Source organism: Psychroserpens sp. Hel_I_66, from assembly GCF_000799465.1.
Lineage (GTDB): Bacteria > Bacteroidota > Bacteroidia > Flavobacteriales > Flavobacteriaceae > Psychroserpens.
This window is the reverse complement of sequence record NZ_JUGU01000001.1, coordinates 1,530,094-1,545,000: the sequence shown is the minus strand read 5'-3', so window position 1 is coordinate 1,545,000 and position 14,907 is coordinate 1,530,094. Positions and strand designations below refer to the sequence as shown.

Below are 14,907 nucleotides of genomic sequence, written 5' to 3'. Positions count from 1 at the left end.
CTACACTTAAGGCCTAGGATTGTTTTTACTTTTTAAACATGCTATCCATTATGGTTTTTAAGCCTTTAAAAGCAAAGTAAATAGAAAGAAAGCATAGTATGCCAGCTACAAGGAGAATGGGTATGTACAAGGGTTTGTCGGGATTGCTTAATCCAATATAGAACAGGATAGGCCCAAGAAACATAAGTACAAGTGTTAGTCCCATGGTCTTAATTCCTTTTGCTAAGACCTCTTTATTGGTTCGTTTTGTTTCAGTTTGCATGCTTATAATTTTGAATAGCTGTTCTTACGTTTTTGTATTTTTCTAGTAAATGTTTAGCCTCTACTTCAGTTATATTTAATTCTTTGGAAAGCATTTTAATTCCTCTTTCTACCAGCTTGTGATTACTCAATTGCATGTCTACCATTTTATTTCCTTTTACTTTATTGAGCTTAATCATGGTAGCTGTTGAAATCATATTCAAAACTAATTTTTGTGCGGTACCTGCTTTCATTCTTGAACTTCCTGTTACAAACTCTGGACCCACCACAACTTCTATAGGATATATTGAGACGTTTGATAAAGGACTATTTTGATTACACGTGATACAACCTGTAATGATATTATTTGAATTACATTTTTCTAATGCAGAAATCACGTATGGTGTTGTGCCTGACGCAGCAATACCAATAACAACATCGTTTGAAGTCATATTGTATTCTTCTAAATCTTTCCACCCTTGAGTCGTTGAATCTTCTGCAAATTCGACAGCTTTTCTAATGGCTTTATCACCACCAGCTATGAGACCGACGACCATATTGTGAGACACACCAAAAGTTGGTGGACATTCTGAAGCGTCTAAAATACCCAAACGACCACTAGTGCCAGCACCAATATAGAATAAGCGACCTCCAGTTTTTAATTTAACAACTATTTGATCTACTAATTTTTCAATTTGCGGAATAACTTTTTCTACAGCTAATGGGACAGATTGATCTTCGCTGTTTATATTGGTTAATAATTCATTTATAGTCATTTTTTCTAAATGATTGTAATTTGAATCTTGCTCGGTAGTTTTTGTGAATGTCATATTGTAAAAATAGCCAAAATTTTCTTTCGCGTTAGTGGTAGAAGCGACATCCTTTTTGTTTTTCACAAAAAGATATAGCGGATGACACGACCCTTTAAAGTTTTTACTTTAAAGGGAAACGCCCAAATTATTATTTTTAAGATGAACGTTTTACTCTACGGTATATATTAACTCTGCTACTTCTGATAATCTAAAATACCCAAAAGGGAAATTTTCTGGATTTGTTTCATTGATGCAATTACCTCGAACAGTCGCAGGTTGGGTTTCAAATGGACCACCTCCTTCTTCGGAATTTTGCTGAAGTAAAATGAACATAAACTCATAAAACTGCTCAGAAACTCCATAATTTCTTATGGTGACTTGATCTCCGATTGCCAGTTCTTCTTCGGTGTAGAATCCAAAAATTTGATTGCCATCTGTAAATCGGTCTTCATAAACTTCAAGGCTTGGTATTTCTGGAATATCACTTATGAATTCAAAGAAATAGAAATTTTCTTCATTAGCAGGATCGGTGTAAAAGGCTTTGAGCTCTGTTTCTTCTCCTGTGAATCCGCCTTCATCGTTTTGCTCTACATAATCGATATCAACTACAGATTTTAAAGTTTCGGTAGCTGTGTAGGTTTCTCCTTGGTAGATGATTTCTAAGGTGTAACTTTCGTTAATTTGCGGAATAAAAATGTTGTTTTTATAAATCCCAGTCGATGCATCTTCGGTAAATATAAAAACATCATCGCTTGCTTTTGTAATGCTCACTTGAGCTCCATTTGCTGGAGGAACCTCGTCATTAAAATAGGGAGCAGATAGGGTTAATTTTATTTGTTGTTCATTACCAGCAGTACCCTTAAACCAGTTTATTGATGCATCAATAACCAACTTTGGTTCTGCATTATTGAGATCGACGTCTATAACATCTTCACATGAAAATGTAAAAAACACCAATAATATATATACATATTTTTTCATCGCTTAAAATTTAAAATTATAAGATACTGAAGGAATTATCCCAAATATCGCCAATCTAGTCGCATCATTTCTTCCTGTCATACGGTTTTCCCCAAAGGAGATTGATGCAGCATTTCTTCTATTATAAAGATTATAAATCCCGAAGACCCATTCACCTTTCAAACGTTTTTGAGAATCTGGATTTGGATTGTATGTGGCTGAAATATCTATTCTATGATAAGCGGGTAACCTACTTGAATTTCTGGATTCGTAGTTAGGAATTGTGATTCCGTTATATTCATATTGCCCGTTTGGAAATGTAGTTGGCTGACCGGTTTGAAACAGGAAATTACTACCAAATGTCCATTTTTTATTTAAATCATAACTAGTAGTTATAGAAATATCGTGCGTTTTGTCAAATCCAGTATTGTACCATTCGCCATTATTAATTCCTGTTTCTGCAGGTGTTCTTCCTTCGGTTTGTTGTTCAGATTTTGATAAGGTATATGCAAACCAGCCTTTAAATTTACCTTCATTTTTTTTGAATAGAACTTCCAGGCCATATGCTCGGGCTCTTCCATTTAAAATAACCTGTTCAATGGCATTATTGGCGATTAGGTTCGCACCATCGGTATAATCGATTCTGTTTTTAATGGTTTTATAGAAACTTTCTACTTCCAGAGAGTATAAATTATCTTTAAACGTTCTAAAATAACCAACAGCAACTTGATCTAATAATTGTGGTTTTACATATTTACCGCTAGGCGTCCAAACATCAAGAGGAGTTGGTGAAGACGTATTTGATAATAAATGTAAATACTGCGTCATTCTATTATAACTTGCTTTTACAGATGAGTTATCATTTAATTGATATGCAAGTGAGAATCGAGGTTCTAAGTTGGCAAAGGATTTAATTATATCTTTTCTTCGGAAATTCTCCGTCGCAATAGGCTCTGCTTTTTCATAGATTTGAAGCTGTTCATTGAAAATTAACGGATTATCATTTTCGTAAACATTGAGCTCATCTTGACCCAATCTTAAAAAGGAACTCAATCGCATGCCATACGATAATGCCAGTTTATCTGAAATATTATGCTCTGCATCCATATAAACTGCATTTTCAAATGCATACTTATCAATTAATTTAAAAGGATTTATTCCTGAAGTTTCGCTGGATGGCTTTATATCTCCAGGATTAAATTTGTAATAAATACTATTTACTCCATATTCTAACTTGAAATTATTAGTGATATAGTGTTTTAAGTCATACTTGAAATTGAAATTTTGAATTCCAGAATCCCAATCAAACTCAACAAAATTTAAATTTAGACCGTAGTAGTAATCGGAGTATATTAAAGACATGTTAGAAAATAACTTGTCTGAAAACAAGTGATTCCATCTAAAGTTTAACACCGTATTTCCGTAAGTATTTTCAAAACTATCTGAAATATTAAATACATCCCTTCCGAAGTAACCCGAAAGAAAAACACTATTTCTATCATTAAATCTATAACTCAATTTGGTGTTTAGATCATAGAAATAAGCAATATTATCAATATCAAAAAGAGGAAGGAATAAATGCGCATAACTACTTCGACCGCCAAATAAAAAAGAGCCTTTTCCTTTTTTGATTGGACCTTCAGCGAGTAATCTGCTCGATACAATGCCAATCCCACCATTCATGTGAAATTCGTTACTGTTTCCATCTTTTTGGTAAATATCCAAAACCGATGATACGCGTCCACCATATTTTGCGGGAATCCCACCTTTATACAATTTAATGTCTTTTATGGCATCTGGATTAAATACAGAAAAGAACCCAAAAAGATGTGACGAATTAAAAATCGTTGCCTCATCCAATAAAATCAGGTTTTGATCAACCGCGCCACCTCTCACATTAAATCCAGAAGAACCCTCACCAGCATTGGTAACACCAGGAAGTAGTGTAATCGATTTAATCACATCCACCTCACCCAAGACCACAGGCATTTGTTTGATGGTGTTTATAGAAAGCGCGTTGACACTCATTTGAGGCTTCTTTATATTGAGCTTTTCAACATCTTGTTTGATTACGACTTCGTCAAGACTTTGGGAAGATTCAACAAGTTTGTAATTGATGGTTTTATCTTCGGAAAAGGATATATTTTCAGTAATAGTCGTATAACCTAAATAGCTAATTTGAACTTTATAGTCCCCTTTTGGTAGAGAAATAGAGTAGAAGCCATATTCATTTGTATTGGTTCCTGTTTGTAAATCTGGAAAAATGACATTTACGCCAATGAGGGTTTCGTTACTATTGGCATCAGTAACTGTGCCACTTAAGGTGAATTTTTCTTGAGCAAAAGCAAAATTAACAGCTAAGAAAACTATAAATAAGAGGCTTTTTTTGAATGATAACATTTAGCAAAATTAAGAAAGAACTATCTGACGATTATATCTTTATAAGTTAATTAATTATTAAAAGGGTAAATTATTGACATCTACATTTCCGCCAGAAATAATAATGCCAATTTTTTTATTTTTGAATTGTTCTTTTTCTTTTAAAACAGCAGCAAAAGCTACAGCACTTGAGGGTTCGATAATGATTTTCATCCGTTCCCAAATTAATCGCATGCCTTCAATTATTTCAGTTTCGGTTACTCTAATAATTTGCTTGACGTGTTTTTGAATAATTGGAAAATTATGATGGCCTAATTGTGTTCGTAAGCCATCTGCAATAGTGTTTGCTGTTATGTTGGTTTCAATTTTTCCGCTTTTTAGAGAACGATAAGCATCATCTGCTTCTAGAGGTTCACTACCAATTACTTCACAATTATTACCAAAATATTCCGCAGCTAAAGCAGTACCAGCAATGAGTCCGCCACCACCAATTGGACAAAATACATAATCGAGATCTGATTGTTCGAAAAGTAATTCTAAGCAAGACGTCCCTTGTCCTAAAATAACATCCAGATCATTTGACGGATGAATAAATGTTGCACCACTATCACGAACTATGGCGTTTGAAGCTGCTTCTCGTGCTTCTAGAGTAGATTCGCATTCAATAATATGTCCTCCATATTCTTTGACAGCATTTTTTTTCACTATTGGAGAATTTGATGGCATAACAATAGTTGCTTTTACATCTAAACTTTGTGATGCTAGAGATAAAGCTTGCGCAAAATTTCCAGATGAATGGGTTACAACCCCTTTAGATCTCTGGTCTTCGCTAAGTTGCATTACAGCATTTGTAGCACCTCGCATTTTGTAAGATCCCATTTTTTGGAAATTCTCGCATTTAAAATAAAGATCTGCATTTACAATGGTATTTATAAGCCTTGAGGTCAAGACTGGTGTGTTATGGATATAGGGTTTGATTCTATTATGGCAAGCAATGAGTTGTTCTTTTGTCATAATGTAAAGTTACAATTTTGTATAATTTTTATTAGGATTGCATTTAGATTGTTTAATAAGAAATCAAAATTGGTCAAAATGAAAAAAAGACCGTCTCTGGGACGGTCTTTTTGTTTATTTCATTTGGTTATTATTCTAACCAATTATTTTATTCAACGTATCACTTGGTCTCATCGCTTTAGAAACCAAATCTTCATTCGGTTCGTAATAGCCTCCAATATCTATTAACTGTCCTTGAACTTTATTTAACTCTTTGACAATTTTAACTTCATGTGCTTGCAAGTCTCTGAATACTTCTGCAAATTCATGTTTAAGATCTTCATCTTTGGTTTGGTTTGCTAGTGCTTCTGCCCAGAAAAGCGATAAGTAGAAGTGACTTCCTCTGTTATCTAATTCTTTTACTTTTCTAGATGGAGATTTTCCGTTAGACAATAATTTCTCTGTTGCTTCATCTAAAGCTTCAGATAAAATGATTGCTTTTTTATTATTGTTTACATTTCCGAAGTGCTCTAAAGATACAGCAAGCGCTAAATATTCACCAAGGGAATCCCAACGTAAGTGATTCTCTTCGGTAAATTGCTGTACGTGTTTTGGTGCAGAACCTCCAGCTCCAGTTTCAAATAGGCCACCTCCATTCATCAAAGGAACGATTGATAACATTTTTGCACTGGTTCCCAATTCTAATATTGGAAATAGATCTGTAAGATAATCACGCAACACATTACCAGTTACAGAGATGGTATCTTTGCCATCTTTGATTCTTTCTAAAGTAAATTCAGTCGCTTTTATAGGGGATAAAATTTTGATATCTAAACCTGAAGTATCGTGATTTGGTAAATACTTATTCACTTTTTTGATTAACTCAGCATCGTGAGCTCTGTTTTTATCTAACCAAAAAACAGCAGGAGTTTTGGATGCTCTTGCACGAGTGACAGCTAATTTTACCCAATCTTGAATTGGTGCATCTTTTACTTGACACATTCTCCAGATATCTCCTTGCTCAACTTTATGTGATGTTAACACCTTTTCTGACGCATCGATAACTTCTACTTTGCCTTTAGTAGGAATTTCAAAAGTTTTATCGTGAGAACCGTATTCTTCTGCTTTTTGAGCCATAAGTCCAACATTAGGAACAGTTCCCATTGTTGTTGGGTCAAAAGCGCCATGTTTTTTACAGAAGTTAATTGTTGCTGTATAAATACCTGCATAACTACTATCTGGAATTACAGCTTTTGTGTCTTGTTGTTTTCCATCTGCATTCCACATTTTACCAGAAGTACGAATCATTGCTGGCATAGAAGCATCAATTATTACATCACTTGGTACGTGTAAGTTTGTAATACCACGATCACTATTTACCATTGCCAAATCTGGGCCATGGTCTAATGCAAATCTTATATCTTCTCTAACTTCGTCTCGTTTATCTTCTGGTAATTCGCCTAATTTAGATAAAAGACCTCCAAAACCATTATTAACATCAACACCAATTTTTTCAAAAGCACTGCCATGTTTTTCAAAAAGATCTTTGAAAAATACTTTTACCGCATGTCCAAAAATGATTGGATCAGATACTTTCATCATAGTCGCTTTCATATGTAAAGAAAACAATACACTTTTATCTAAAGCATCTTCAACTTGTTCTTCTAAAAATTCAACTAATGCTTTTTTGCTCATTACTGTAGCATCAATGATCTCACCTTTTAAAAGATTTAATCCATCTTTTAAAACGGTTTTATTTCCAGACCCATCGGTATGTACAATTTTTACTGTAGTTGGATCCTCTAGCGTTACAGATTTTTCGTTGTGTGCAAAGTCGCCTTTAGACATAGTGGCAACGTGTGTTTTAGAATCTGCAGACCATTTACCCATAGAATGTGGATTCATTTTTGCAAAATTCTTAACTGCTTTTGGCGCACGTCTATCGGAATTTCCTTCACGCAACACAGGGTTTACCGCACTACCTTTAATTTTATCGTAACGTGTTTTAATAGATTTTTCATCATCATTTTGTGGCTCGTCAGGATAGTTTGGCAATTTATAGCCTTTTTCTTGAAGTTCTTCTATAGCGTCTTTTAACTGCGGAAGGGAAGCACTAATATTTGGTAATTTGATAATATTTGCCTCTGGACTTTTTGCAAGCTCTCCTAATTCTGCTAAAGCATCTGGCACGCGTTGTGACTCTGTTAAAAAATCAGAAAAATTTGCCAAAATACGTCCAGCTAAAGAAATATCTCTGCTTTCCACATTTATATGTGACGATTTGGTAAATGACTTTATAATAGGTAATAATGAATGCGTTGCTAGTGCTGGTGCCTCATCTGTTTTAGTATAAATAATAGTAGGAGTATTTGCCATAAGAAATATTTAATTTATTGTATGAAATTTGAATGCTTTTTAAGCTGTGCGAATATACGAAATTACAGTGGGTTTGTAAAGTGGATTTAAATGCCTTTTAAAGAAAAACAATGCCAATTGTAATTTTAATTGAAATTGTGATTCACTTTGAAGTTATGTATAGTTGGTAAATATGCCAAATTCTAAAAAAGATTAAAATGGATATTAAAAATAAAAGCCATATCACTGTAGCTGACTACCTTGACATGGCTTTTTTTGATATAGTGTTAATGACCTAGTTAGCAAAGCTAACGTTTAGACTGTTGAACTTACGTTCGGTTGTCACTTTATGGTTCAAGTACCACTACATCAATGAAACTCTTTGTAACTTTCAAAATGTATTGACCTGTTACTACTGGGTTTCGTTTTGATTGCTTTTCTTGATCTTTATCTCTAAATCTTTCACTTGCGTGTTAGATATTTTAATAAACATTGCTCTTCCTATTCACATTCACTTTCGATCCTGTTACTTTTTCTAAGCTTTCCACTTCATATATATCAACTGTTTGGGCATTTAATATACATTAAGCTTCATGGTTTTTAAACTATATGTATACACATACAATCGTCAAAACCTCAAAAAACAATACAATATTAAAGAACGTTTCTTTAAACAATTAACATAAATTTGAAATAAAATTCAAAAACATATATCCTATGTTGTTAATTATTTAGCTAATTTACTATTTTGCTTAATAATTGCAAATTATATCTACATATAGATATTCACATTTTATAAACCATGGTTATTAACTTTTGTTGATAACCACAAATAAAAAAACCTTGATAAAGTATCAAGGTTTTAATAGAATTATATGTTTGAAGTTTATCTTCTAACTTCTTTGATTCTAGCTTTTTTACCAGTAAGACCTCTAAAGTAAAAGATTCTTGCTCTTCTAACTTTACCTTTTTTGTTGACTTCAATTTTTTGAAGTGCTGGTAAGTTAATTGGAAAAATACGCTCAACACCAACGGTACCAGACATTTTTCTAATGGTAAATGTTTGGGAACTACCTGTTCCTTTTACTTGTAGTACAACACCTCTAAAGAACTGTGTACGTACTTTTTCTCCTTCTCTAATTTCGTAGTAAACAGTGATTGTATCTCCTGCTCCAAATTCTGGAAAATCTTTTTTTGTTACAAATTCGTCTTGTACAAATTTTACTAAAGAACTCATCTTTTATTATTTATAATAGTTGTTTCGAACCAACATTCACGATTTTCGCCAGAGGTTAATCCAAAAGTGGGTGCAAAGATAATTAATTATTTGAATTTCCAAACAACAAAATTTAAATTGATTTTGAAAATTTCAAACTTGGCAAATTTCAATCCTCAAGCAAATCTGGGCGGAGTTTTTCAGTCCTTAAATAGGCTTGTTCTTCACGCCATTTTTCAATTTCAGGAAAATTTCCGCTAAATAAAATCTCAGGAACTTTCATTCCATCGTATTCTCGTGGTTTTGTATAGATAGGAGGAGCTAACAATCCATCTTGAAAGGAATCGGTCAATGCAGAGGTTTCGTTACCCAAAACGCCAGGTATTAATCGTATTACAGCATCGCATAACACAGCAGCGCCTAATTCGCCACCAGACAATACATAATCACCAATAGAAATTTCCCGTGTTATAAATTTATCTCGAACACGTTGGTCTACACCCTTGTAGTGACCACAAAGAATAATAATATTTTCTTTTAAAGATACTTGGTTAGCAATACTTTGGTTCAGACGTTCACCATCTGGAGTCATATAAATGATCTCATCATAGTTACGCTCGCTTTTTAATTTGGTAATGCATTTGTCAATAGGTTCTACCATCATTACCATGCCTGCGCCACCGCCAAACTGAGTGTCGTCAATAGCTTTGTAGCCACCAGTTGCAAAATCCCTAAGGTTATGAAAATGTACACTTACCAAATTAGCTTCAATAGCTCGTTTTAAGATAGAGGCTTCAAAAGGACTCTTAAGCAATTCTGGTAAAACGGTTATGATATCTATGCGCATGGGTATAATTTTAGAGAAGGCAAAGGTAACTTTAATTGAGGTATTTACGGAATTGTTTTTTTTGAATTGATTATTAGTAGGTCTTCGGAAATATGAAAATCCAAAGCAATTGCGTTTTAAACCTATTCCGGAGTTTCTTTATTATCAAAATGCAATTGGAAAAACACAAAAACGAAAAACACAAAAAACAGCCAATCATTAATACCGTAAACGGAAAAGAAAGCTCCAGCCATGATGTCTTTGTCAAAAACATCTGCCACAGAATTGTTGAACATCCACATTGTCCAAATAACACCATAGATCAATTTTTCGATAGCAAACACTAAAATTAGCCATTTAGCATGATGGTATGTTTTTGCGACAGAAATATACGCTAAACCCCAAATAACAATCATTAACAAACCAAAATTTGACATTACATCAGGATCAGATTGAGAAATAACAGGATTATTAAATAGTCTTGAAAATATTAAGACAGACATATTCATTATTCCTGCAGTGATAAATCCTCTAGTAATTGTTTTGGGTTTAATGTTCATCTTAATGTTTTAGATTTTATTTTAATTGTAACTTTTTTCAAACTCAATTTTTTCCAAACGATTGGCTCTCATATATAAAAACAACGGGAAACTGAAAGCAATAGCAACCAAAAACGTTAGCGGTATAATTACCCACCAAAATGGAATTTTCAATTTAAAAGATTCATAAATCATCCATACTAAAAATGTTATTACGACTACAGATAAGTCAGCAACAATAGATTGCGCTGGAAGTGTTGTTTTGGTCAAGGTAATAAAATTTGTTATAGATGTGTCTGTTTCCGTTAGGTAAAACTGAATATTAAAATACCATGTATAAGCAAATCCTAAAATGGCAAGTAGGAGGTATAGGTGTTTAAATTTCATTATAAATGTGTTATTCATTACTCCAAAAAAAAGTGGAAATCGGTAACCTTCGACAGCCTTATAGTTCACATAGTTGTTGCGTTGGGTTATTAAAAGCTGTTTGTATGGATAAACCTTTATTGTTCAATGATTTGCATGAATTTTTAACACGATTAACTAAAGTTTCGTCAATACCTTTATTATGGTGTTTTGAATTTACAAATAAATCGTTGAGCAAATACATTGATTTCATTGATACTGAAGAATAGAAATGATATAATTGCACAAACCCGATTGCTTGATTTTCTTGAAGCGCCATATCAATGATAGAATCATTTTTAATCATGAGTTGTTTTAAAACTTTTTTGGCTGCTTCAAAGTTAAAATCTTGTTTATGGAATATAAGACAGTTATTAAAAAAGGTACTAGCTCACTTAGGTCCTGTAATTTGTTGCGATTAAAAATTATAAAAAAATCTGTAATTAAAATTACAGATTTTTTTGACATTATAAAATTCCTTTATAGTAAAAAAAACTAATGGAATTGTTGATTCCATTTCATTATTAAATGATTAGCTCTTTTTCTGTTCATTGATCATATCCTGCAATTGACGTCTTACTTTTTGCTCACGCTCTAAAGCATTGCGTCTGTGCTCTTCAAATTCTTCTTCTATTTCTGCTAAACTTTTATTAGACTGCTTTGTAATAGCATTACTATTTCGGTATTTATATACAAAAAATAACAATAAAATAGCCAATATACCAACAATGCTCCAAAGTGTTAAACTATAATTTGGCTTCGTCATTGGGATACCAAAAAGCTCCATACTATCCTTTTCTGCAATGGTATCGTCTAAGTTGGTTTTTGTATTGCTTAGATTAGCCTTTAAATCTTCAATTTCTTTAGCTTGCGTTTCTACAACAGCTTGCGTATCTACTAAATCTTTACGTACTGCATTAAGAGAATCTATCGTATGCGCTTTTAAGGTATATAACCATGTTTTCTTTACGGTTTTATAATCTTGCCAACTGTTAGATCGTCTAATCACATATTCAAATTGGTTATCTATAGTGCCACTGTTTAATGACAGTTTTTCATCATCATCAGAGTTTTGGGCATTTGAGTTATTGAATACGAAAAGCGTTAATGCGGTGAATAAAAGGGTTTTAAAAAATTTCATTTTTGGTTTGGTTGAAAATTGATTGCTATTTAATAGTTGGCAATATAATAATTTATAGTGTAAAAAGTATATAATTTAGCCTCACAAAATGCAAGGCTAAATTTTATAAATTATATACGGTCAAAAATAAGATTTAGATGTTGATCGTGCTTAATTCTTGGGTGTTTTGAATATTGTTTGGATTGAGGCTGTATTGATAAAGTCCATTTTCTCCTATTAAAATAAGTGTATCATTATTCACAATAACATCAAAAGCATCTCTATTTATAGAATGCACGAGTGTGGTTTCCGTAGGATCTGAAACATCAAAAATCTTGACTTCGTCATCGCAAACAATAAGATAATCACCATATAAACCCAAACCAATTGGTTTTGTTAGGTTTCTTCTTGAGATAAAAACCGGTTGTAGTACATCGTTTACATCATAGATTTCTAGCACGTTTATGGTCGTTCCGCAACCAATATCCGCATGCAATGTCACATAAGCATGTGTTGCATTTGCGACAACGGGATCACAAGCAGTAAAATGCTGTACTTCGGAAAGATATAAAGGCTCCTCTGGATTTTGAACGCTATAAATGAACATTCCGTTTTGAGAACCAATATATAGATACTGTTTGTAGTTAAACAATGTCTCAATATTGAAACCTATTTGAACATCATTTATTTTTACCGGGTTTGACAGGTCTACAATGCTAAAGACATTTAGTGTTGAATTATCAACTGTGTACAAATAATCATTGTAGGTTGTGAAACGAGCAAGCGAACCTGCTTTTCCGGTTTCCGAAGAATTTTGGGAGATTCCAGAATCCGACGAATCCGAATCACATCCAAATGCGACTATCGCTAAAATTATAATTATATATGTTTTCATTTTGATCTTCATTTTTTGGTTAGTTGATAGTTTCGTTAAGAATCCAATCCACAACGATTTCATCCTCATTCACCCCATAATATTCGTTTCCAAAAGGAGAACTTATCTGCGGAAAAGCATTGGGCACACGTTTGGTAATCTGCATAGTGCCTTCTTGCAGGTTTAATGAAATAGCCAATAAATCGGTAGCGTTATTCACATAAATCGCATTTCCCTTTATCGTTAAATCTGAAGATCCCAAAACGTTGAGAAAAGCAATATTTTGCGGATTTGTAGGATCTGTATTATCAATGATATGAAATCCCTTATTGCGCTCATTTATAAAAATAAAATTATCCTTTACATAGATTTTCCCTGAGTTTACGATCATTTCGGGAGAGGTCTGTAATGATGTGGTTGTCATAAAATCAGACCGTTGCATCGTCACGGGTTCATAATAATCTTGAATTAGGGGAGGTAGGTCGTCTTCAGCATCTGTAAGCCAACAAGATTGAAGCGAGAAGCAGCAACACAAAAGTAGCGTTGCAATAGATTTTAATTTCATAGCGATTGATTTATTGTTATGTACCATAGATGCAAAAACATTAAAAAGGTTGCTTCAAGACAAAAAAAATCCCACCTTTTAAAGTGGGATTCATATTTTGAAATTTGAAGTAGATTAGTAGTAAGTAAAACGTCTTACTTTAGCAATGTATTTTGCCAATCTAATCACTTGATGGCTATAGCCATACTCATTATCATACCATACATATAAAATAGCATTTTTACCATCTTTACGTACAATTGTTGCTTTACTATCATAAATTGCAGGAGCAGAACACCCAACAATATCGCTAGATACCAGCTCATCATTCATTTCGTATTTAATTTGCTCTACCAAATCACCTTCAAGCGCATATTTTTTCATAATGGTGTTGATGCCTTCTACTGAAGTCTTTTTACCCAATTCCAAATTAAGAATTGCTAAAGATCCATTTGGTACGGGAACTCTAATGGCATTCGAGGTCAACTTGCCTTCAAAAGATGGCAACGCTTTGGTGACTGCGCTACCTGCACCAGTTTCGGTAATCACCATATTAAGCGCAGCAGCTCTACCACGACGGTATTTTCCGTGGAAATTATCTACTAAATTTTGATCGTTGGTATAAGCATGTATAGTTTCTAAATGCCCGCTTTTAACTCCATAAGAATCTTCCATCGCCTTTAAAATAGGTGTGATTGCATTTGTGGTACATGATGCAGCCGAAAATATATCAACCTTGTCTGGATCGTGTTCTTTTTGATTGACGCCATGCACAATATTTGGTACGCCTTTGCCTGGAGCTGTCAACAATACTTTATTTACACCTTTGGATTTCAAATGTCTTGCCAAAGCCTTATCATCTCTAAAAGCACCTGTATTGTCAATGACCAAAGCATTGTTGATGCTGTATTTTGTATAATCGATATCTTCGGGAGCGTTTGCAGAAATGATATTTACGGTAGTCCCATTGATAATGAGCGCACTGTTTTTTACGTCTGCAACCACAGTACCAGAGAAATCACCATGAACAGAATCGTTTCTTAGCAATGACGCTCTTTTCTCTAAAACGGTTGCGTCAATCGCACCGCGAGTTACAATAGCTCTCAATCGTAATTGGCTGCCTTTTCCGGTTTTAGTCATTAACTCTCTGGCCACTAAACGACCAATTCTTCCGAAGCCATAAAGAACAACATCCTTTGGGTCATTTATTTTATTCTTCTTAGCATCCTTAAGTTTTTGGGCAACAAAACCGGTAGCATTGCTATATTTTTGATCTTCTAAATGAAACTCATAAGTTAATTTTCCAATATCTAGTTTGGCAGGAGGAAGGTCAAGAGTTTTAATGGCTTGCGCAATCTCTACCGAATCGAATATTGAAATAGGTTTTTGTACAAATTCTCCAGCATATTCGTGAAGATTTAAGATTTCGCTTACGTTGCGGTCAATTAATTGATTTCTAAAAAGTACCAGCTCAATTGATTTGTCGTACCAAAGATCGCTAACAATTTTAATAAATTCTACTGTAGCTCTTCTTCGATCGGCTTGAAAAGCGAGTTCTTTTTCGTAAGTTCCGTTCAAACTCATTGTTTTTTAATTTAGGTTGTGTTGTTTAAATTTTTTGCAAAAATAGTATATTTCAAACGT

15 protein-coding genes are annotated in these 14,907 nt (G+C 33.5%); all 15 read right to left on the bottom strand.

Annotated features, from left to right (window positions below):
• Positions 1-25: 25 nt before the first annotated feature.
• The 15 genes from GQ40_RS17810 to GQ40_RS06945 all read right to left on the bottom strand — a co-directional run bounded on the left by GQ40_RS17810 (position 26) and on the right by GQ40_RS06945 (position 14,847).
• Entirely contained in the window at positions 26-262 is a 237-nt protein-coding gene (locus GQ40_RS17810; protein ID WP_047546993.1) for a DUF6095 family protein, read from the bottom strand.
• Positions 252-1,070: an N-acetylmuramic acid 6-phosphate etherase gene (gene murQ, locus GQ40_RS07010; RefSeq protein ID WP_047551629.1), complete on the bottom strand. Its 819-nt coding sequence runs from the start codon at positions 1,068-1,070 to the stop codon at positions 252-254. The genes GQ40_RS17810 and murQ overlap by 11 nt, the downstream gene beginning before the upstream one ends.
• 150 nt (positions 1,071-1,220) lie before the next feature.
• Positions 1,221-2,033: a DUF4249 domain-containing protein gene (locus tag GQ40_RS07005; RefSeq protein WP_047546991.1), complete on the bottom strand. Its 813-nt coding sequence runs from the start codon at positions 2,031-2,033 to the stop codon at positions 1,221-1,223.
• Positions 2,034-2,036: 3 nt separating this feature from the next.
• Positions 2,037-4,412: a TonB-dependent receptor gene (locus GQ40_RS07000; RefSeq protein ID WP_047546989.1), complete on the bottom strand. Its 2,376-nt coding sequence runs from the start codon at positions 4,410-4,412 to the stop codon at positions 2,037-2,039.
• A gap of 57 nt (positions 4,413-4,469) precedes the next feature.
• Positions 4,470-5,405, bottom strand: coding sequence for a threonine/serine dehydratase (locus tag GQ40_RS06995; protein WP_047546988.1), 936 nt, complete (start codon positions 5,403-5,405; stop codon positions 4,470-4,472).
• Positions 5,406-5,540: 135 nt separating this feature from the next.
• On the bottom strand, positions 5,541-7,760 hold the full coding sequence (locus GQ40_RS06990; RefSeq protein WP_047546986.1) for an NADP-dependent isocitrate dehydrogenase: 2,220 nt from the start codon (positions 7,758-7,760) through the stop codon (positions 5,541-5,543).
• Between the two features lie 865 nt (positions 7,761-8,625).
• The gene (rplS, locus tag GQ40_RS06985) at positions 8,626-8,976 is read right to left on the bottom strand and encodes a 50S ribosomal protein L19 (protein WP_047546984.1); all 351 of its coding nucleotides are present in this window, start codon (positions 8,974-8,976) and stop codon (positions 8,626-8,628) included.
• Between the two features lie 148 nt (positions 8,977-9,124).
• On the bottom strand, positions 9,125-9,802 hold the full coding sequence (gene trmD / locus GQ40_RS06980; RefSeq protein ID WP_047546982.1) for a tRNA (guanosine(37)-N1)-methyltransferase TrmD: 678 nt from the start codon (positions 9,800-9,802) through the stop codon (positions 9,125-9,127).
• Between the two features lie 122 nt (positions 9,803-9,924).
• Positions 9,925-10,341 (bottom strand): hypothetical protein, encoded by a 417-nt coding sequence (locus GQ40_RS06975; protein ID WP_047546980.1) that lies wholly within the window; start codon positions 10,339-10,341, stop codon positions 9,925-9,927.
• 21 nt (positions 10,342-10,362) lie between these two features.
• Positions 10,363-10,707: a DUF2834 domain-containing protein gene (locus GQ40_RS06970; RefSeq protein ID WP_047551626.1), complete on the bottom strand. Its 345-nt coding sequence runs from the start codon at positions 10,705-10,707 to the stop codon at positions 10,363-10,365.
• Between the two features lie 58 nt (positions 10,708-10,765).
• The gene (locus tag GQ40_RS06965; RefSeq protein ID WP_081990182.1) at positions 10,766-11,032 is read right to left on the bottom strand and encodes a GNAT family N-acetyltransferase; all 267 of its coding nucleotides are present in this window, start codon (positions 11,030-11,032) and stop codon (positions 10,766-10,768) included.
• A gap of 225 nt (positions 11,033-11,257) precedes the next feature.
• On the bottom strand, positions 11,258-11,866 hold the full coding sequence (locus GQ40_RS06960) for a hypothetical protein (protein ID WP_047546977.1): 609 nt from the start codon (positions 11,864-11,866) through the stop codon (positions 11,258-11,260).
• Between the two features lie 133 nt (positions 11,867-11,999).
• Entirely contained in the window at positions 12,000-12,740 is a 741-nt protein-coding gene (locus GQ40_RS06955; protein ID WP_047551623.1) for a hypothetical protein, read from the bottom strand.
• Positions 12,741-12,759: 19 nt separating this feature from the next.
• Positions 12,760-13,284, bottom strand: a complete 525-nt coding sequence (locus GQ40_RS06950) for a hypothetical protein (RefSeq protein ID WP_047551620.1) — start codon at positions 13,282-13,284, stop codon at positions 12,760-12,762.
• Positions 13,285-13,398: 114 nt separating this feature from the next.
• Complete coding sequence (locus GQ40_RS06945; RefSeq protein ID WP_047546974.1) at positions 13,399-14,847, bottom strand: glyceraldehyde-3-phosphate dehydrogenase; 1,449 nt, start codon at positions 14,845-14,847, stop codon at positions 13,399-13,401.
• Positions 14,848-14,907 lie beyond the last annotated feature (60 nt).

Excerpts from the sequence above, each read along its gene's own strand:
- rplS (WP_047546984.1), bottom strand. The coding sequence starts at position 8,976 with ATGAGTTCTTTAGTAAAATTTGTACAAGACGAATTTGTAACAAAAAAA.
- GQ40_RS06995 (WP_047546988.1), bottom strand. The coding sequence starts at position 5,405 with ATGACAAAAGAACAACTCATTGCTTGCCATAATAGAATCAAACCCTAT.
- GQ40_RS17810 (WP_047546993.1), bottom strand. The coding sequence starts at position 262 with ATGCAAACTGAAACAAAACGAACCAATAAAGAGGTCTTAGCAAAAGGA.
- GQ40_RS06950 (WP_047551620.1), bottom strand. The coding sequence starts at position 13,284 with ATGAAATTAAAATCTATTGCAACGCTACTTTTGTGTTGCTGCTTCTCG.
- trmD (WP_047546982.1), bottom strand. The coding sequence starts at position 9,802 with ATGCGCATAGATATCATAACCGTTTTACCAGAATTGCTTAAGAGTCCT.
- GQ40_RS06945 (WP_047546974.1), bottom strand. The coding sequence starts at position 14,847 with ATGAGTTTGAACGGAACTTACGAAAAAGAACTCGCTTTTCAAGCCGAT.
- murQ (WP_047551629.1), bottom strand. The coding sequence starts at position 1,070 with ATGACATTCACAAAAACTACCGAGCAAGATTCAAATTACAATCATTTA.
- GQ40_RS06960 (WP_047546977.1), bottom strand. The coding sequence starts at position 11,866 with ATGAAATTTTTTAAAACCCTTTTATTCACCGCATTAACGCTTTTCGTA.
- GQ40_RS07005 (WP_047546991.1), bottom strand. The coding sequence starts at position 2,033 with ATGAAAAAATATGTATATATATTATTGGTGTTTTTTACATTTTCATGT.
- GQ40_RS06990 (WP_047546986.1), bottom strand. The coding sequence starts at position 7,760 with ATGGCAAATACTCCTACTATTATTTATACTAAAACAGATGAGGCACCA.
- GQ40_RS06955 (WP_047551623.1), bottom strand. The coding sequence starts at position 12,740 with ATGAAAACATATATAATTATAATTTTAGCGATAGTCGCATTTGGATGT.
- GQ40_RS06975 (WP_047546980.1), bottom strand. The coding sequence starts at position 10,341 with ATGAACATTAAACCCAAAACAATTACTAGAGGATTTATCACTGCAGGA.
- GQ40_RS07000 (WP_047546989.1), bottom strand. The coding sequence starts at position 4,412 with ATGTTATCATTCAAAAAAAGCCTCTTATTTATAGTTTTCTTAGCTGTT.
- GQ40_RS06965 (WP_081990182.1), bottom strand. The coding sequence starts at position 11,032 with ATGATTAAAAATGATTCTATCATTGATATGGCGCTTCAAGAAAATCAA.
- GQ40_RS06970 (WP_047551626.1), bottom strand. The coding sequence starts at position 10,707 with ATGAAATTTAAACACCTATACCTCCTACTTGCCATTTTAGGATTTGCT.